The 17,126-nt window shown below is 74.4% G+C and carries 18 protein-coding genes; 11 read left to right on the top strand and 7 right to left on the bottom strand.

The window, feature by feature from the left end; translation table 11 throughout:
- Positions 1-74: 74 nt before the first annotated feature.
- Entirely contained in the window at positions 75-425 is a 351-nt protein-coding gene (locus tag EMA09_RS15435; RefSeq protein WP_129841607.1) for a hypothetical protein, read from the bottom strand.
- A gap of 127 nt (positions 426-552) precedes the next feature.
- Between EMA09_RS15435 and EMA09_RS15430 the strand changes: the two genes are divergently transcribed.
- The gene (locus EMA09_RS15430) at positions 553-1,212 is read left to right on the top strand and encodes a TetR/AcrR family transcriptional regulator (RefSeq protein ID WP_129844057.1); all 660 of its coding nucleotides are present in this window, start codon (positions 553-555) and stop codon (positions 1,210-1,212) included.
- Between the two features lie 40 nt (positions 1,213-1,252).
- Here EMA09_RS15430 and EMA09_RS15425 read toward each other — a convergent pair whose 3' ends face one another.
- Positions 1,253-1,840, bottom strand: a complete 588-nt coding sequence (locus EMA09_RS15425; protein WP_129841606.1) for a TetR family transcriptional regulator — start codon at positions 1,838-1,840, stop codon at positions 1,253-1,255.
- Between the two features lie 134 nt (positions 1,841-1,974).
- Here EMA09_RS15425 and EMA09_RS15420 point away from each other — a divergent pair, with 134 nt between their 5' ends.
- Both EMA09_RS15420 and EMA09_RS15415 read left to right on the top strand, forming a co-directional pair.
- A complete protein-coding gene (locus EMA09_RS15420; RefSeq protein WP_129841605.1) occupies positions 1,975-2,226 on the top strand; it encodes a hypothetical protein in 252 nt (83 codons plus the stop codon).
- 100 nt (positions 2,227-2,326) lie between these two features.
- Positions 2,327-3,778 (top strand): MFS transporter, encoded by a 1,452-nt coding sequence (locus tag EMA09_RS15415; RefSeq protein ID WP_129841604.1) that lies wholly within the window; start codon positions 2,327-2,329, stop codon positions 3,776-3,778.
- 49 nt (positions 3,779-3,827) lie between these two features.
- On the opposite strand, the gene EMA09_RS28640 is transcribed toward EMA09_RS15415, so the two are convergent.
- Positions 3,828-5,864 (bottom strand): serine/threonine-protein kinase, encoded by a 2,037-nt coding sequence (locus EMA09_RS28640; protein ID WP_206305952.1) that lies wholly within the window; start codon positions 5,862-5,864, stop codon positions 3,828-3,830.
- 132 nt (positions 5,865-5,996) lie between these two features.
- Here EMA09_RS28640 and EMA09_RS15405 point away from each other — a divergent pair, with 132 nt between their 5' ends.
- Entirely contained in the window at positions 5,997-6,614 is a 618-nt protein-coding gene (locus EMA09_RS15405) for a TetR/AcrR family transcriptional regulator (RefSeq protein ID WP_129841603.1), read from the top strand.
- Positions 6,615-6,623: 9 nt separating this feature from the next.
- On the opposite strand, the gene EMA09_RS28390 is transcribed toward EMA09_RS15405, so the two are convergent.
- Together EMA09_RS28390 and EMA09_RS15395 are read right to left on the bottom strand one after the other, a co-directional pair.
- Entirely contained in the window at positions 6,624-7,430 is an 807-nt protein-coding gene (locus EMA09_RS28390; protein ID WP_168220735.1) for an XRE family transcriptional regulator, read from the bottom strand.
- Entirely contained in the window at positions 7,427-8,179 is a 753-nt protein-coding gene (locus EMA09_RS15395) for a helix-turn-helix domain-containing protein (RefSeq protein WP_129841602.1), read from the bottom strand. The genes EMA09_RS28390 and EMA09_RS15395 overlap by 4 nt, the downstream gene beginning before the upstream one ends.
- A gap of 221 nt (positions 8,180-8,400) precedes the next feature.
- Between EMA09_RS15395 and EMA09_RS15390 the strand changes: the two genes are divergently transcribed.
- Both EMA09_RS15390 and EMA09_RS15385 read left to right on the top strand, forming a co-directional pair.
- Positions 8,401-8,793, top strand: coding sequence for a peptidase inhibitor family I36 protein (locus tag EMA09_RS15390; RefSeq protein WP_168220734.1), 393 nt, complete (start codon positions 8,401-8,403; stop codon positions 8,791-8,793).
- A 128-nt stretch (positions 8,794-8,921) separates the two neighbouring features.
- Entirely contained in the window at positions 8,922-9,953 is a 1,032-nt protein-coding gene (locus EMA09_RS15385) for an NAD(P)/FAD-dependent oxidoreductase (RefSeq protein ID WP_129841600.1), read from the top strand.
- On the opposite strand, the gene EMA09_RS15380 is transcribed toward EMA09_RS15385, so the two are convergent.
- Together EMA09_RS15380 and EMA09_RS15375 are read right to left on the bottom strand one after the other, a co-directional pair.
- Positions 9,937-11,793 (bottom strand): HAMP domain-containing sensor histidine kinase, encoded by a 1,857-nt coding sequence (locus EMA09_RS15380; RefSeq protein ID WP_129841599.1) that lies wholly within the window; start codon positions 11,791-11,793, stop codon positions 9,937-9,939. The two genes, EMA09_RS15385 and EMA09_RS15380, sit on opposite strands and share 17 nt — an antisense overlap.
- Positions 11,783-12,496, bottom strand: a complete 714-nt coding sequence (locus EMA09_RS15375) for a response regulator transcription factor (protein ID WP_129841598.1) — start codon at positions 12,494-12,496, stop codon at positions 11,783-11,785. Before EMA09_RS15375 ends, EMA09_RS15380 begins: the two co-directional genes overlap by 11 nt.
- 135 nt (positions 12,497-12,631) lie before the next feature.
- Between EMA09_RS15375 and EMA09_RS15370 the strand changes: the two genes are divergently transcribed.
- The 5 genes from EMA09_RS15370 (at position 12,632) to EMA09_RS15350 (ending at position 17,104) form a co-directional block, all read left to right on the top strand.
- Positions 12,632-13,159, top strand: a complete 528-nt coding sequence (locus EMA09_RS15370) for a hypothetical protein (RefSeq protein WP_129841597.1) — start codon at positions 12,632-12,634, stop codon at positions 13,157-13,159.
- Positions 13,156-14,307: a peptidoglycan-binding protein gene (locus EMA09_RS15365; RefSeq protein ID WP_240796411.1), complete on the top strand. Its 1,152-nt coding sequence runs from the start codon at positions 13,156-13,158 to the stop codon at positions 14,305-14,307. The genes EMA09_RS15370 and EMA09_RS15365 overlap by 4 nt, the downstream gene beginning before the upstream one ends.
- A complete protein-coding gene (locus tag EMA09_RS15360; RefSeq protein WP_129841596.1) occupies positions 14,304-15,059 on the top strand; it encodes an ABC transporter ATP-binding protein in 756 nt (251 codons plus the stop codon). Before EMA09_RS15365 ends, EMA09_RS15360 begins: the two co-directional genes overlap by 4 nt.
- Positions 15,056-16,267: an ABC transporter permease gene (locus EMA09_RS15355; RefSeq protein ID WP_129841595.1), complete on the top strand. Its 1,212-nt coding sequence runs from the start codon at positions 15,056-15,058 to the stop codon at positions 16,265-16,267. Before EMA09_RS15360 ends, EMA09_RS15355 begins: the two co-directional genes overlap by 4 nt.
- Before the next feature lie 201 nt (positions 16,268-16,468).
- Positions 16,469-17,104 (top strand): DUF433 domain-containing protein, encoded by a 636-nt coding sequence (locus EMA09_RS15350; protein WP_168220733.1) that lies wholly within the window; start codon positions 16,469-16,471, stop codon positions 17,102-17,104.
- Positions 17,105-17,126 lie beyond the last annotated feature (22 nt).

The raw sequence follows: 17,126 nt of genomic DNA, 5'->3' as shown, positions 1-17,126 counted from the left end.
CGGTGTGACGCATGAGATTACAGGCACAACGGTCCGCCCACGCACGCGGCTGTTTGCTTGCGGAACCGGCCGTGTCAGGCGCGGTTCTCCCGGTAGTCCGCGAGCCAGGCGGTGAAGTCGTCCCGGGAGTGCAGCGGACCGCCCCGCTCGTCCCGCAGACCGGCCCCGGCCAGCCGGTCCAGCGCCGTCCACACGGAGCCGTCGTGCAGCTCGGGCGCGTCCCCCGCCATCCGCCGCAGCGCCCAGTCCTCCACGGCACTCGGATCGACGCTCCCGGCGACGAGGCCGGCCAGCCGTTCCCCGATCTCCTCCCGCAGCCCCGGCGTGTCCGGCAGCCGGTACGCACCGTCCATGACCCGCCGAGCGGTAGGGAACGCCTCCAGCGCACTCTCCACGGCACGCCCGGCGGAGTCCTCTTCCCTCACCGCATCACCTCAGCCTGTACGGCGTACCGGAAGACCTCACCACGGCGCGTGCGGTTCCCGTCCTCGCGGGGGGTCGGCCGTGCGGCTGCGGCAGGATGGACGGGTGGGACACAGGGATGAGCACGCCATGCCCGCCGACGACACGGCGACCGACAGCACCGGGACGACCGGTGCCGTGCCGCCCGCGCCCGGCACCGTACGGCCCGGGGGGCGTACGGCGCGCGTCCGTGACGCCGTGCTGCGGGCCGCCGGCGACCTCCTGTCCGAGGCGGGGTTCGCCGGCCTCGACCTCGCCGAGGTCGCGCGGCGCGCGGGCGTCGGCAAGACCACCGTGTACCGCCGCTGGGGAACCCCGGAGGGCCTGGTCGCCGACCTGCTCGTGGACATGGCCGAGCAGTCCCAGCCGCGCGCCGACACCGGCTCGGTCGCGGACGACCTGCGCGCCAACGCGCGCCTCGTCGTGGAGACCCTGACCGACGACCGGCAGGGACGGCTGTTCCGCGCGCTGGTGGCGGCCGCCCTGTGCGACGCGCAGGCGGAACGGGCGCTGCGCCGGTTCTACGCCGTGCGGATCGACGTGTGGGCCGGCTGCGTGACCGACGCGGTGGCCAGGGGCGAACTCCCCGCCGGCACCGACCCGCGCCGCGTCATCACCGCCGTCTCCGCTCCCCTGTACTACGCCTTCCTCGTCTCGGGCGACCCGCTGGACACGGCTGCGGCCGACCGCGCGGCGGCCGCGGCCCTGGCCGCCGCACACGCCGGCACCCTGACGGCCGGCCCGGCCTGAGGCGAGGTCGGCACCGCGCTCCCGGTACTCCGCGAGCCGGTCACGCGGTCAGTCTGCGGACCACGGCGACGACGGCGGTCCGGCGCGCGTCCGGACCGGCGTCCGCCACGTCGGGGGCGAGCAGGCGGCCGAGCTGCGGCATCGTGTGCCACGCGGCCACGAGCGCGATGACCGCGTGCAGGAGCGGCCCGGGCTCCACGGCCGCCGGAAGCGTACCGGTGCGCTGCGCCCCGGCCAGGGCCGCGACCTTGTCGGCGTAGTGCGCCGTCCTGGCGTCCTCGGCGGCCATCCGGTCCCGGTCGCGGTACTGGAGTCCCTCCCAGGCGAGGAGGCGGGCGAAGTGCGGGTGGGCCTCGTGGTAGTCGAAGACGCGGCCCGCGTACGCGCCGAGGTCGGCCGCCTCCCGCTCGGTCAGCGGCACGGCGGCGGCGATCTTCCGCAGCTCGGAGTCGAGAACGGCGTCGAACAGCCCCTCCTTGCTGCCGAAGTACTGGTAGATCCGCTCCTTGTTGATCCCGGCGGCCGACGCGATCCGGGCGACACGGGCGCCCTCGAAACCGTGCGCCGAGAACTCGCCGACCGCGGCGTCGAGCAGGAGGCGCCGTGTCCGTGCCGTGTCCCAGACCATGCCGCGACCCTACCCGGCACCCCGTCGGCACCTGGCGATCCCAACCGCACGGTTGGAGTTTCGGGCGCGACGTGGCAGACTCCAACCATCCAGTTGGAAACGCGGTACGCCGCGCCGCCACCCAAGGGAGAGCCATGTCCACGCCCGCCGCCGCACCGTCCGCGCACCGCCGCGCCCTGATCACCTGGCTGGCCGTCTACCCGACGATCACCCTCACCCTCGGCGCGCTCGGCCCGTCGACCGCCGGCCTGCCCCTGCCGGTCCGGACGCTGATCCTGACCGCGATCGTCGTCCCGCTCGCCGCGTACGTCCTGATACCGGCACTGATGCGCGCGAACGCCGCACTGGCGGGGCGAGCGCCGTCCGCACGACGCGCCCGCCCATGACGACCGACTATCGGCACAGCAGTTCCATTAACTCGGGAGACACGCTACAGTCCCCACGTAACGGAACCACAGAACCGTTAACCCGAGAGGATGCTGTGCCATGTCCACGCTCGAAGCACCCCGCGCGCACACCGCGCCCCCGACCGCCGCCCCGGCACCGCAACGGCTGACCGGCCGTCTCAAGGCGGTGCTCGCCGTCCTGCTGGTCGCCCAGTTCACGCTGGCCGTCGACTTCTCCATCCTGAACGTCGCCCTCCCCGCGATCGGCGACGGCCTCGGCTTCTCCCTCGCGAACCTCCAGTGGATCGCCACCGCGTTCGCGCTCCCGGCGGCCGGCTTCACCCTGTTCCTCGGCCGCATCGGCGACATGATCGGCCGCAAGCGCGTCTTCCTCGGCAGCATCGCCCTGCTCGGCGCGGCCTCCCTCGCCGGCGGCCTGGCCACCGGCCCCGGCGTCCTCATCGCCGCCCGCGTCGCGCAGGGCCTCGCCACCGCCGCCGCGACCCCCGCCGGCCTGTCGCTGCTGACCACCTCCTTCCCCGAGGGGCCGCTGCGGCAGAAGGCGCTCGGCCTCAACGGCGCGCTGATGTCCGCCGGGTTCACGGCGGGCGCGGTGTTCGGCGGCGTCATCACGGACCTGCTCTCCTGGCGCTGGGCGTTCCTCGTGAACGTGCCCGTCGCCCTCGCCGTCCTCGTCGTCGCCCCGGCCGTCATCCAGGAGTCACGGCCGGCGGTCCGCCCGAAGCTCGACCTGCCGGGCGCCCTGACCGTGACGCTCGGCCTCCTCGGACTCGTGTACGGCCTCACCCGGGCCGGCGAGCACGGCTGGACCGACGCCCACGCCCTGGCCGGCCTGGCCGCCGGTGCCGCGCTGCTCGCCGCGTTCCTCGTGGTCGAACGGCGGGCCGGCGAGCCGCTGGTCCCGCCGCGCGTCCTGCGCAGGCGGACCGTGGCCTGGGGGAACGTCCTCGGTCTGATCGCCTTCGTGACCGAGACGTCCCTCGTCTACCTGCTCACGCTCCACCTGCAGAAGACCCTCGGCTTCACACCGCTCGAAGCGGGTGTCTCCTTCGGCGTCCTCGGACTCGGCACCGTCGCCGGCGGCCTGCTCGCGCCCCGCCTGATCGCCCGCACGTCCACCACGACCGCGCTGGTGGCGGGCGGGGTCGTCCAGACGGTGTTCACCGCCGCGCTGCTCATGCTCGGCACGGCCACCGGCCCGTCACTGGCCCTGATGCTCCCCGCCACGTTCTTCGGCGGCGTGGGCAACATGCTGGTCATCGTCGGTTTCATGATCACCGCGACCTCCGGGCTGCCCGACGCCGAACAGGGCCTGGCCACCGGCCTGGCCACGATGTCCCAGCAGGTCGGCATCACCCTGGGCACGCCCGTCATGTCGGCGGTCGTCACCGCCACCACCGGCGGGGCCGTCACCGCCGGCGCCGTCCTGGACGGGGTCACCGTCGCGATCGCCGTGAACGCGGCGCTCGTCCTCCTCGGTGTCGTCATCGCCGCCACGGCCCTCCGCACCCGCCGCCGGACCGCCGCCTGACGTCACCGTCCTGGCCGTCGGCGCGGGCATCCCGCGCCGACGGCCGCCGTCACAGCCAGCGCCAGCAGACGGTGTACCCGAGGTCGGGGAAGTCCGAGTTCTGCCAGGTGGTCCACCCGTCGTTGCCGCAGAAGCCCGGGTCGTCGTAGGTGCTGGTGCGGCCGGTGATGATGACGTTGGCGCTGCTGCAGTCGCTGTAGTGGAACGTGGCCGACTCCGCCGGGCCGCTCATGGACATGCAGTTGTCCACGGCGGCGGTGCCCGCGTCGTCGGGGTAGTTCATGGCGAGGCAGAGCCGGACGTCCAGTTCGGGCCAGGAGTCCACCGAGAAGTGACGGCCGTGGTGCCACGTCCAGTCGTCGCAGTCGTCCCAGTCGCTCTCGCCGTCGAATCGGGCGACGACGGTGAAGTTCCCGTCCTGGCAGTCCTGCACGTCCCAGACGGTCCCGTCGTCCTGCAGGCCGTAGACGCAGTCGCCCGGCTCGGCGTGGTACGCGGAGCCGTTGGCGTGCAGGTAGCTGAGGCACAGGGTGACGGCCTGGGCCGGGTAGTTCACGTACCAGTCGGCGTCCTCGGTGCCCTCGCAGTCGTCGTGGTCGGTGCTCCCCTCGATGACCGAGACCGCCTCGAACGCGCCGTCCTCGCAGTAGGAGGACTGCAGGTCGAAGTCGTCCATGGTGCCGTAGTTGACGAAGCAGTCGCCCTCGACCGCGTCCGCGATCGGGTCGGGCGTGGTCACCGTGTCGTCCGGCGCGGTCTCCTCGATCGGATCGACGCCCGGGTCGGTGTCGGTGCCGGCGGTCCCGCCGGCCGACGCCTCCGGGTCGAACGTCACCGAGGGGGTGGGGTCGGCGGTGTCCTCCGGGTCGTCGTCGCCGCCGGACGACAGCGTGATGCCGACCGCGATCAGCACGACGACCACGGCGACCGCGAGGACGGCGATCAGCCCCTGCTGCTTCGACGTGTTCCCCGCCGGCGGGGGCGGCGGCATGGGCGAGGGGTACGGCGGGGCGGGATACCCGTAGCCACCGGGTCCGGCCGGGGGCGGCACCGGGCCGCCGTACGGCGGGGGCACCGAACCCCCGGGCGGGGGCGGCGGCATCGACGGCGTGTCGACGGTCGTCGGGGTCGGGGCCGAGGGGGCGGGCGGCGCGGTGACGGTCCGCGCGTCCCCCCCGGGTATGCGCCGGCCGATCTCCGCCCGGTCCGCCTCCGTGAGCCGGTGCACGGCCGGCGGCCACGGCCGCGTCACCCCCGGCAGCGGGCCGACCAGCTCCAGGATGCGCGCCGGGGCCGGCCGCCGCGCCGGGTCCTTGGCCAGGCACGGCTCGATGACGGCGCGCAGCCGGGGCGGGAGCGCGCTCAGGTCGGGCTCGACATGCACCACGTTGTAGAGGGTCTGGGGTATGCCGGGGCCGTCGAACGGGTTCCGCCCGGTGAACGCCGCCAGCAGCGTGGTGCCGACGGAGAAGACGTCGCTCGCCGCGGTCAGCTGCTGCCCCGCCGCCTGCTCGGGCGACATGTACGCGGGTGCGCCGATGACCGACCCGGAGCGGGTCACGGCCGTCTCCATCGTGTACGCGCGGGTCCCCGACGCGTCCTCGACCGCGCGGACGATGCCGAAGTCGATCACCTTCGGACCGTCGTCGGCCAGCAGGACGTTCGACGGCGACAGGTCGCGGTGCACGAGCCCGGCACCGTGGATGTCGCGCAGCGCCGCGGCGAGGCCGGCGGCCAGCCGCAGCACGGCGTCCTCCGGCAGCGTCCCGGCCTCGTCCAGGGCGCGCCGCAGCGAGGGGCCGTACACGAAGGCGGAGGCCAGCCACGGAACGGCGGCCCCGGCGTCGTCGTCGACGACCGGCGCGGTGTGCGGGCTGACGACGCGCCGGGACGCGGCGACCTCGCGCCGGAACCGGCGCCTGAACTCCTCGTCGCCCGCGAGGTGTTCGTGCACCCGCTTGATGGCGACGAGATTCCCGTGCTGGCCCGCGGCCAGCAGGACGCGGCCCATGCCGCCCTCGCCCAGCACGGCGATCGGCCGATAGGGGCCGAGACTGCGCGGATCGGTGGTACCGAGTTCATCCATGTAAGGGAGCCCTCCCCCGGGGGCACGGCGAAACGACGACTTCTGGAGACGTCCTCTAGAAGTATCCTCTGGAATACCCTTGCGTACGTCAACGAAGGCTGTCAGCCCCCTGTCGGGATCCGGTGATGACCTGTGACGGAACAGTCGACGACGCCGGCGAAACAGCGGCGCGGACGGGACACCGTCGAACGCCTGCTGCGCGCGGCGTTCGAGGTCTACCGCGACGCGGGCCCCGGCGGCTTCACGATGACCGCCGTCACCGAGGTGTCGGGGGTGAGCGTCGGCAGCCTGTACCACCACTTCGGCAGCTTCGACGGCCTCGCGGCCACGCTCTACATCCGCTGCAAGGACGACCTCATGCGCGCCCTCGTGGACGCCGCGCGCCCCACCCGTTCCGCGCGCGACGCCGTGCGGGCGGTCGTCGGCGGCTATCTGCGCTGGTCGGCGTCCCACCCGACCGAGGCGCTCGTCATCCACGCCTCGCCGTACGCGGGTTACCTGCGGCCGCACGCCGAACGGGTCGAGGCCGGCCGGACGCCCCTCGTCGCGGAACTGCTCGACCTGTTCGCCCCGCACATCGCCGCGGGCCGGCTCCGCCCGCTGCCGCCGGCGGTCGCCGAGATGCTGATCATGGGTCCGGTCGTGTTCGCCGTGACGCGCTGGCTGGCCGGCACCCCCGGCTTCGACCTGGACGAGGCCGCCAGGGAACTCCCCGACAGCGTCTGGCTGTCCCTGCGCGGCACCGGCTAGGGTCCGCCCTCACCCCGGCGCCACGGTGAAGCAGCTCCGCTCGCCGTCCCGCACCAGGCACGCCTCCACCCGGTCGAGCAGGTCGGCGGACACGGCCGCCATCGGCGTCGAGACGGACGCCATCGCGTCGAACTCGTCCGCCACCACGGCCCGTTGCGCCTCGGCGTCCGGCACGGCGATCTCCACACGGTCGCCGGCCGCGCCCCGGTCGACGCGCGCCCACACCGTCCCGCACAGCTCGGAGTGCCGCACTTTCACGACCGTTCCGTGGAGGCGCTGTTCGCCGAGGGTGACGGGGGGTTGCGCCGCCGTGGAGCACTCCAGTTCCTCGGGGTCCCGGCCCGTGCAGGCGTCACCCCGGCAGCCCGCCGGCACGACGACCGCCCCGGCGTGTTCCGGCCCGTCGTCCCCGCCGGTCCGGGTCAGGACGAGCAGCGTCCCGGCGGCGATGAGCGACAGGCAGGCGAGGCCCACGGCGTACGCGCGCGGGACGCGCGGCCGGGCGGGCGGCGCCGCGTCCCGCGCCACGGCGGGCCGCGCCTGCCGCGCGTCCCGGCCGCTCCACGCGGACTCGGCCAGTTCCCACAGCGCGAGGGGCCGCTGTGGCGGCGCCCCGGCGAGCGCGCACAGCTCCTCCACCGCCTGCCGGGGCGGCACCGTGCGCCCGTTCAGGTACCGCTCCCACGACGACTTGCTGTACGGGGTCCTGGCCGCGAGCGCGGCCATGCTCAGCCCGGTGGCCGCGCGCAGTTCGCGCAGGGTCGCCGCGAGCCGTACGCACTCGGCCGGCGGCCCCCCGGCGCCCCGGTCGTTCACGTGCGCAGGGCCTTCCACGTGTCGGGGCCGATCATGCCGTCGACCGCGATGCCCGCCTCGTCCTGGAGCCGCCGCACGGCGCGCTCGGTGTTGCTGCCGAAGGAGCCGTCCACGACACCGGGCGAGACGCCGTGGTGTTCCAGCAGGCACTGGGCCTCGACCACGGACCAGCGCGACGCGTCCCGCTGGAGGAACTCGGTGTGGGTGCCGCTGTAGCCCGCGTACAGCAGTCCGTCCTCGTCGTCCCGTTCGACGTCGCACTCGTACGTGGTGCCCGCCGCGTAGGCGAACATGCCGAGTTCGGGGTGGACGGGTCCCGTGTACGGCTTCTCGTCGGCGACCTGCGCGGCGCCGTGCTCCCAGGGCGCGACGAGCATCAGGACGGCCAGGGTCACGAGGGCCGTGGCGACGTTGGAGAGCAGGATGGCGGTCCACGGCACGGCGGGACGCGGCGGCGCGGGGGCCTCGTCCGCCGGCTCCTCCACCGGCTCGTGCCCGGCGGCGAGTTCCCGCAGCACGAGGAGGGGGGCGGCGTCCGCGTCGCAGACGCGCGCGAGCGCCTCGACGGCACCGTCGGGCGGCAGTGCCCTGCCGTTGAGATAGCGGTCCCACGACGATCTGCCGTATCCCGTCCTCGCCGCGAGGGCCGCGATGCTCAGTCCGCTGCGGTCCTTGTGCTCGCGCAGGCGCACGACGAGCCGCGCGAGTGCCGGGTCGAGCGTCGCCGGCAGGTCCTTCCACCTGGACATGTCCCCCCTTGCGTCCGGTCGACGCCAGCATGCCAGAGCGGCGCCGGAAGGAGCGAGCCTCGCGCGGCCGTCCCGGCGTCCCGCCGAACGCCCTTCGGGGAAGGTATCGCCGCAGGTCGGGGCCGTCCCGTCCCGTGATCGCCCCACATCGCCCGGGTCCCTGGCGCAGCGGGCGCCGGTGGCCGCACGCTCATCGGGTCAGCACGACGAACGGAGACCGCATGTCCCTGTCCACCACCGTCCGCGCCCGTGCCGCCGGCCTCACGGGCGCCGCCGTCATCGCCGCCGCCCTTCTCGGCGTCGCCGCGCCGCAGGCGTACGCGGCCAAGTCGGACTGCCCGGCCGGCGCGCTGTGCGCCTACCAGCAGACGAACTTCGGCGGGACGCCCGGCCGGGTGTACGAGAACAACACGGACCTCACGTCGTCCCCCTCGTTCTCCGCGCCCAAGTCGGTCTACAACCACGGCAACTCGTGCGACGTCACGATTTACACCGGCAGGAACTACTCCGGCTACTCGATGACGATCGACCGCGGGGACGCCTACACGCTCAGCACCGACTCCGTCTTCCGCACCTACGGCATCGCCTCGAACAGGTGGGTGAACTGCGTATGACCGGGACCGCCTGACGCAGGAGGGGAGCCGGGGAGCGGCGGCGACGGGGGCCGCCGCTCCCCGGCCGTCGTTTGCCGTATCGGCAATCCCATTCGCCATTCCCGCACCTCGTACCGCACGGTGGCTGCATGACTGACACGAAGAGTTCCGCCCCATCGGACGTCCTGGTGATCGGCGGCGGCCCGGCCGGGCTGTCGGCGGCGCTGACCCTCGTGCGCGCCCGGCGCTCCGTCACCGTGCTCGACTCCGGCGAGCCGCGCAACGCGCCCGCCGACGCGGCGCACGGACTGCTGTCGCGCGACGGCGTCCCGCCGCTGGAACTGCTGCGCGCCGGCCGCGACGAGGTCACCGGCTACGGCGGGCGCGTCGTGGACGGCCGCGCCGTGTCGGCACGCCGCGCCGACGGCGGGTTCGCCGTCACGACCGACGCCGGCCGCGTCCTCCGCGCCCGGCGCCTGCTGGTGACGACGGGCCTGACCGACGAGCTGCCGGACGTGCCGGGGCTGCGGGAACGGTGGGGGCGCGACGTGCTGCACTGCCCGTACTGCCACGGCTGGGAGGTGCGCGACACGGCGATCGGCGTCCTCGGCGGCACGCCGCGGTCCGTGCACCAGGCGCTGCTGTTCCGGCAGTGGTCGCCGCGGGTGACCCTGTTCCTGCACACCGGGGACGATCCGGCGCCGGAGCAGTGGGAACGCCTGGCGGCGCGCGGCGTCCAGGTCGTGGACGGCAAGGTCACGGGCCTCGATGTGACGGACGACCGGCTGACGGCCGTCCGGCTGGCATCGGGCCACCGCGTCCCGGTGACGGCCCTGGCGGTCGCGCCGCGGTCCGTGGCACGCGGCGACCTCCTCACCGGCCTCGGCGTGACCCCGGCCGAACACCCCATGGGCACCTCGGTGCCGGCGGACGCCGACGGCCGGACCGCCGCCCCCGGGGTGTGGGCGGCGGGCAACGTCACGGACCCGCGCGCCACCCTCCCCGTGGCCCAGGCGGCCGGCGTGCGCGCGGCGATGTCGGTCAACGCCGACCTGGTCGAGGCGGACACCGACGCCGCGGTGGCGCGTGCCGGGACGGACGTCTTCGGCGCCGCGAACGAGGCCGAGGTGTCCGCGCGCGTCCTCGGCGCACGCCGCCACGGCCTCACGGCACCGCGGTGACCGGCGGCGCGGCACCCGGCAGGCGGATCGTGAACTCCGACCCGCGCCCCGGCGTGCTGCTCGCCGCGACCCGGCCGCCGTGCGCCTCCACCAGGTGCCTGGTGATGGCGAGACCGAGGCCGCTGCCACCGGTGGCGCGGCTGCGGGACGGGTCCGCCCGGTAGAAGCGGTCGAAGACGTGCGGCAGGTGCTCCGGCGCGATGCCGCACCCGGTGTCGGTCACGGTGAGGACCACCTCGTCGCCGTCGGGGCGCAGCGCGACCTCCACGAGTCCGCCGTCGGCGGTGTGGGTGACGGCGTTGGCCACGAGGTTCCCGAGCGCCTGCCGGAGCCGGGCCGGGTCGGCGTACACCGTCACCGGCTCGTCGGGCGCGGTCACCCGGATCCGTACGCCGGACGCCTCGGCGCGCGCCCGGTGCGCGGCCGCCGCCTGCCCGGCCAGGTCGGCCGCGTCGCGTTCCTCGGGGTGCACGCGCAGCATCCCCGCGTCGGCCAGGGCGAGGTCCTGCAGGTCGCCGACGAGCCGTTCCAGCAGGACGGACTCCTCCATCAGGGACGCGATCAGCTCGCCGTCCAGCGGCAGCACGCCGTCCTCGACGGCCTCCAGGAGGCTGCGGACGTTGGTCAGCGGGGTGCGCAGCTCGTGCGCGATGTCGCTGACCAGGGCCTTGCGCTGCCGGTCGCCGGTCTCGATCGACGCGGCCATGGCGTTGAACGCGTCGGCCAGCCGGGTCACCTCGTCGTTGCCGCGCACCGGCACGCGGGCCGAGCGGTCGCCGGCCCCCATCCGCTGCGCCGCGCCGGTCAGCGCGAGGATCGGCCGCACCACGCGCCGTACGGCGAGCACGGTGACGAGGGTCGCGGCCAGCAGGACGCCGGCGGCGGTGACGGCCGTGCGCCACCAGCCCTCGGCCGAGAACGGCGCGAACCGGTCGCTGGTGCCGAGGTACAGCTCCGCCGGCGGCGCGACGTACGGCCGGGTCGCCTCCGTCAGCGCGGCGTCCTCGCACACCATGAAGGCGGCGGAGCGGTCGGCGCCGTCCGCCGGCCGGACCAGGCGCAGACCGGAGTCGGACGTGCCGACCTCGTAGGCGAGGCCCCGCTCGTCGAGGCACGCGGTGGCCAGCTCCATGGCCCGCGCGTTCACCTCCTCCGCGACGACGCCCGGCTCGTACAGACCGTCCGGCAGGCACGCGTCGGCCGCCGACTCGGACGATTCGACGTCACCGGGGGCCGAGAACCGCTGGCTGCGGGCACCGTGCGGCCAGACCCCGGCCGTCGCGGTGTCGACGACGACGGCGTCGAGCCCGAGGTCCGCCAGGCAGGAGACCGCCCGGTCGGCCAGCGCCTGCCGGTCCTGCCGTTCCGTGTCGGTCAGCCGCCAGCCGTTGTAGGCGATCATCACCTGTCCCGATCCCGCCCCGGCCGGCACCCGGGTGCCGCCGGTGTCCCCGGCGCCGGTGAGCAGGTCGGGCGGGTCGGCGGCGTCGATGCGGGCCGAGGGCGTGGACGGCCGCCCGGAGCCGCTCTGTCCGAGGAGTTCGGCGGAGTCGGCGATGGTCGTGCCGTCGGACGCGGTCAGCTCGATCCGCCGTCCGGTGCGCAGCCCGAGGTCGGCGACGAGCGCCTCGACGCCGTCCCAGTCGCGGTGCTCCTCGGCGTAGTCGAGCAGGGCGTCGTGGATGATGCTGTCGGTCTCCAGCAGCGAGGCGCTGCTCTCGATCTCCTCGCGCAGCCGGGCGCCCGTGCCGTAGGTGGCGAGCAGCGCGGTGGCGACGACCGACAGGCAGGCCACGGCGAGCGACACGCCGAGCAGCCGCAGGCGCAGGCTACGACGCATCCGCCCGCCCCTCGTCGGCCAGTTTGTAGCCGACGCCGTAGACCGTCAGCAGGTAGCGGGGCCGGGTCGGGACCGGTTCGATCTTGCGCCGCAGGTTCATCACGTGGACGTCGATGGTGCGGCCGGTCGGGTCCCGGCCGAAGCCGGAGACGTGCTCAAGCAGCAGTTGCCGGGTGAACGCACGGCCCGGCGAGGCCGCCATGCACGCCAGGATGTTGAACTCGCCCGGCGTGGTCACGATCGCGGTGCCCGCCACCCGCACCTCGTGGCGCGCCGTGTCGATGACGAGGTCACCGGCCCGGTACACCTCGGGCGCGGCGGCCGGGCGGCTCGCGCGGCGCAGCACCGTACGCACGCGGGCGACGAGCTCCCGCGGGCTGTACGGCTTGGTCAGGTAGTCGTCGGCGCCCACGGCCAGCCCCACCAGCAGGTCGTCCTCACTGGCGCGGGCGGTGAGCATGATGATCGGGATCTCGGTCCCGCCGGACGGCCCCGACCGCAGCACGCGGCACACGTCGAGACCGTCGACGCGCGGCAGCATGAGGTCGAGCACGAGCAGGTCGGGACGGCAGCGTTCGGCCTCCTCGATGGCGGCGCGGCCGTCGTGCACGACGGCGGTCACGTGTCCCTCGCGCTCCAGGAAACGGCGGACGAGATCCGCGTTCTTGCGGTCGTCCTCGGCGATGAGGATGCGTGCGGGCATGGCAGAAGTCTCGGCCCGTCCGCATAAGAACCGCCTAAGAAATGGGCCTCTGACCGGGATCTAACAGGTTCCTGACAGACCATCGGCATCGTCCACGGCGTCAGTTGATCCATCCACGGCTCAGGGAGAACGACCGTGCGACACCTGCGACTGGCCCTGCCGGCACTCGTGCTGGCACTGGGGCTGACCGCCTGCGGGGGCGGCGACGACGACGGGGGCGACGACTCCGCCGCCGCCGCCGGCGAGGGGAACACTCAGCAACAGGCGATCCTCGACTGGTACGCCTGCATGCGGGACAACGGCGTCGATATGCCCGACCCCGATCCGGGGGAGATGATGATCCAGCTCCCGGAGGGCAGCCGGGGGGATCCCGAGGTGCAGGCCGCCGTCCAGGCGTGCCAGGACACCCTGCCGAACGGCGGCCCCGGTGGCGGCGGCGGCCGGACCCTGACCGAGGAGCAGATCGCCTCGCTGCAGGCGTTCACGGAGTGCATGCGGGAGAACGGCATCGACATGCCCGACCCCGACTCCACCGGTCGCCTCGGCATACCGGAGGGCGCCGACCCGCAGGGGACGGAGTTCCAGACGGCGATGGCGGAGTGCCAGCCGCTGGCGGCCGGCGCGCCCATGCTGTTCGGCGGCGGCCCCGGGAGCGGCCAGTGAGCACCACGTCCCCGGCGGACGCCCGGAGCCTGCCCGAGGGCGCCTCCGAAACCGACACCACCGACGACGCGCAGCCCGTACGGCGCCGCCGCCTCCGTACGGCCGGACTGGCCCTCGGCGTCCTGGTGCTGACCGCGGCCGGCACGGGCGCCGGCTACTGGCTCTCCGGTGACGACGCGGGCGCCGCGCCGAACGACACCGCGGGACCCGCCGCCACCGCCGAGGTGACCCGCGAGACCCTGGCCGCCACCGAGAGCTTCGACGGCGTCCTCGGCCACGGCGCGCCCCACACCGTGGCCGCTGCGGCGGCGGGCACCCTGACCGGGATCGCCGGCGCCGACACCGCGGTGGAGCGCGGGACCGAGCTGTTCCGCGTCGACGAGCAGCCGGTCACCGCGCTGCTGGGCGCGCTGCCCATGTTCCGGGACCTGCGGGTCGGCGACATCGGCACGGACGTCGAGCAGTTGGAGGACAACCTGTCCCGCCTCGGCTACGACGGCTTCACCGTGGACGACGAGTTCACCACGACGACGGAGGACGCCGTCCGCGCCTGGCAGGAGGACATCGGCGCCGAGGAAACGGGCTTCGTGTCCGCGTCGTCGGTCGTCTTCCTGCCGTCCGACACCCGTGTCGACTCCCTCCACGCGGACGTCGGCGACCGCCTCACCCCGGGGGCGTCCGTGCTGGACGTGACGGGCTCCGGGCAGACCGTCTCCCTCGACGTCGCCCTGGCGGACCGTGAACTCCTCGCGGTCGACACCGAGGTCGCCGTCGAACTGCCGGACGGCACGACCGTCCCCGGCACCGTGACCGCGTCCGACATCGTGACGTCCGCGGCCGGGCCGGACGGAAGCGGCGGCGAGACCGTCGCCGAGACGGAGGTCGAGCTGTCCGAGGCCGTCGACGAGGCGCTGCTCGGCATGCCCCTTGACGTCATCGTCCGGACGGACGAGCGCACGGACGTGCTGGCCGTCCCGGTCGGCGCGCTGCTCGCCCTGTCGGACGGCGGCTACGGCCTCGAAGTGGTCGCGGCCGACGGCACGTCCGAGGTGGTCGAGGTCGAGACCGGGCTGTTCGCCGACGGCAAGGTCGAGGTCTCCGGCGGCGGCGTCGCCGAGGGCACGGTCGTGGGGATGGCGGGCCGGTGAGCGACCCGCACGAGACCCCGGCCGCCGAAGCCGGCCACGGGCGGCCCGTCGTCGACATCCGCGACGTCCGGCGCGTCTACCCCGGCCACCCGCCGGTGCGCGCGCTGGACGGCGTGGACCTGCGCATCGACTCCGGCGAGATGGTCGGCATCGTCGGCCCCTCGGGATCGGGCAAGTCCACCATGCTGAACGTGCTGGGCACGCTCGACCGGGCGGACTCCGGGACCGTCAGGATCGACGGCCACGACGTCGGCGAGCTGTCCGACCGGCAGCTCTCCGCGCTGCGGGCACGCCGCATCGGGTTCGTCTTCCAGCAGTTCTTCCTCACGCCGGGCCTGACGGCGGTGGACAACGTGGCCGACGGCCTGCTGTACACCGGCGCGTCGAAGGCGCTCCGCCGCCGCCTGGCGGGCGAGAGCCTGGCGCGCGTCGGCCTCGCCGAGCGGACGCACCACCGGCCGCACGAACTGTCCGGCGGCCAGCGGCAGCGCGTCGCGGTGGCCAGGGCACTGGTCGGCAAACCGTCGCTGCTGCTGGCGGACGAGCCGACCGGCGCGCTGGACTCGGCCTCGGGCATGGCCGTCCTGGAGCTGCTGCACGAGCTGCACCGCGCGGGCACCACCATCGTGGTCATCACCCACGACCACGGCGTCGCGGCCCAGTTGCCCCGGCAGATCCACATCAGGGACGGGCGGATCGAGTCCGACGAACGCACCGGGGGCGCGCGCCCCGTCGAGGCGGTGCCGTCATGAGCGCCGCGCTGCCCGACCCCTCGCGGCTGCGGCCCCGCGACACGGTGCGGGTCGCCGCCTCAGGTCTGCGGACCCGTCCGCTGCGGGTCGTGCTGTCCGCGCTCGGGATCGCGGTGGGCATCGCCGCCATGGTCGCCGTCGTCGGCATCTCGGCCAGCAGCCGGGCCGAGGTGGACGAGCGGCTCCGGGCGCTCGGCACCAACCTGCTGACCGTCACCCCCGGCTCGTCCATGACCGGCGGCAACGCGGAACTCCCGGGCGAGAGCGTCGACATGGTGGACCGCCTCGACCAGGTGACGTCGGTGTCCGCCGTCGGGACCCTCGCGGACACCGCCGTCTACCGCAACGACGGCATCGACGAGGCCGAGACCAACTCCCTCGCGGTCAGCGCCGCCCGCACCGACCTGCTCGACACGGTCGGCGGTACGGTCGCGGCCGGCCGCTGGCTCGACGACGCGGTGGGCTCGTACCCGGCCGTGGTGCTGGGCGCGGACGCGGCCGACCTGCTCGGCATCTCGCCGGAGCGGGCCGACGGCAGCGTGAGCGTCTGGCTCGGCGGCGAGTGGTTCACGGTCGTCGGCATCCTCGACCCGGTGGCGCTCGCGCCCGAGCTGGACTCCGCCGCGCTGATCGGCTGGCAGGCCGCCGAGGACCTGGCGGGCGACTCCGTCCCGCCGTCCGTCCTGTACGAGCGGTCCGACGAGTCCGCCGTCGAGGAGGTCTCCGAGCTGCTGCCGGCCACGGTCAACCCGGAGGTGCCCTCCGAGGTCCTCGTCTCGCGCCCCTCGGACGCGCTGGCGGCCCAGGAGGCGGCCGACGAGACCCTCACCACGCTGCTGCTCGCGCTCGGCGGGGTGTCCCTGCTGGTCGGCGGCATCGGCGTGGCCAACACGATGGTCATCGCGGTGCTCGAACGCCGCTCCGAGATCGGTCTGCGCCGCGCCCTGGGCGCCACCCGCGCGCACATCCGCCGCCAGTTCCTCGGCGAGTCGGTGCTGCTGGCGGGCCTCGGCGGAATCGGCGGCGCGGTCATCGGCGGCGGCGTGACGATGGCCTTCGCGACGAGCCGCGACTGGCCCTTCGCACTCCCCCTGTGGGTGCTGCTGGGCGCGGCGGGAGCGACGGTGTTCGTCGGCGCACTGGCCGGCGCCTACCCGGCGGCCCGGGCAGCCCGCATGCCACCGACCGCGGCACTGTCCACGGCGTGACGAACCCCACCCCTGCCGCCCGCCCGGCCACCACCGGGCGGGCGGCAGGGACCTCTCACACCGAAACCAGCCCTGCGCCGGCCCCCCGACTGATGTTCCCCCTGCACTCTCCTCCCGCATCCCCGACGTGCTCGCGCGAAGGACTGGGATGATGACGTGGAGAACCACGTGGGCAAAGCATCCAAGGAACGGAGGGGACGGATGGCGTACTCGACCCGTATGGCCGCGGCCCTCTCAGGGGCGACAGTCGGGCAGCTCCGCACGTGGCGCCGGGACCGTGGCCATGGGCCGATCCTGTGCCCGGAACTCTCCGCGAGGCCCGTCCTGTACTCCTTCCGCGACGTGCTGGCGCTGCGGGCGTTCGCACGCCTTCGCCAGAACGTGTCGCTCCAGATGATCCGCAAGGCGCTCGCCCACCTGAAGAAGTCAGGAGAGGTCGAGCATCTGTCCAGCTACTCCCTGGTGGCCGACGGCGACTCGATCGTGCTGGTGGGCCGGGACGACCACGCCACCGACCTGGTGAGGCGCCCCGGTCAGCGAGTGGTCGCCACGATGGCGGACATCCTTCAGCCGTTCGCCCCCCGTGCGGGCGTCGTCGTCCCGCACCTCCTGATGCCCAGTCCGCACGTCAGCGTCGACCCCGGGACGCAGGGCGGGCAGCCGGTCATCGTCGGCACACGGGTCCCGTTCGATGCCGTCGCCGAACTGATCGAGGGCGGCGTCCCACCCGAGAAAATCAGTGACTACTACCCCGGCGTCACCGCGGACGCCGCCCGCGACGCGGCCGCGTTCGCCCTCTACGTGGACAGCTACGACACGGGACCACGCGCTGCCTGATGCGGATCCCGCCCGCCCGCAG

It is taken from the genome of Streptomyces sp. RFCAC02 (assembly GCF_004193175.1).
In the GTDB taxonomy this organism is placed as follows: Bacteria; Actinomycetota; Actinomycetes; order Streptomycetales; family Streptomycetaceae; genus Streptomyces.
Note: the sequence above shows the minus strand (reverse complement) of the source record. Positions and strands in the feature narration are given on the sequence as shown.

Coding starts and splice junctions, on each gene's coding strand:
- EMA09_RS15430 (WP_129844057.1), top strand. CDS start 553: ATGCCCGCCGACGACACGGCGACCGACAGCACCGGGACGACCGGTGCC.
- EMA09_RS15425 (WP_129841606.1), bottom strand. CDS start 1,840: ATGGTCTGGGACACGGCACGGACACGGCGCCTCCTGCTCGACGCCGCG.
- EMA09_RS15420 (WP_129841605.1), top strand. CDS start 1,975: ATGTCCACGCCCGCCGCCGCACCGTCCGCGCACCGCCGCGCCCTGATC.
- EMA09_RS15415 (WP_129841604.1), top strand. CDS start 2,327: ATGTCCACGCTCGAAGCACCCCGCGCGCACACCGCGCCCCCGACCGCC.
- EMA09_RS28640 (WP_206305952.1), bottom strand. CDS start 5,864: ATGGATGAACTCGGTACCACCGATCCGCGCAGTCTCGGCCCCTATCGG.
- EMA09_RS15395 (WP_129841602.1), bottom strand. CDS start 8,179: ATGTCCAGGTGGAAGGACCTGCCGGCGACGCTCGACCCGGCACTCGCG.
- EMA09_RS15390 (WP_168220734.1), top strand. CDS start 8,401: ATGTCCCTGTCCACCACCGTCCGCGCCCGTGCCGCCGGCCTCACGGGC.
- EMA09_RS15385 (WP_129841600.1), top strand. CDS start 8,922: ATGACTGACACGAAGAGTTCCGCCCCATCGGACGTCCTGGTGATCGGC.
- EMA09_RS15380 (WP_129841599.1), bottom strand. CDS start 11,793: ATGCGTCGTAGCCTGCGCCTGCGGCTGCTCGGCGTGTCGCTCGCCGTG.
- EMA09_RS15375 (WP_129841598.1), bottom strand. CDS start 12,496: ATGCCCGCACGCATCCTCATCGCCGAGGACGACCGCAAGAACGCGGAT.
- EMA09_RS15355 (WP_129841595.1), top strand. CDS start 15,056: ATGAGCGCCGCGCTGCCCGACCCCTCGCGGCTGCGGCCCCGCGACACG.
- EMA09_RS15350 (WP_168220733.1), top strand. CDS start 16,469: ATGGCGTACTCGACCCGTATGGCCGCGGCCCTCTCAGGGGCGACAGTC.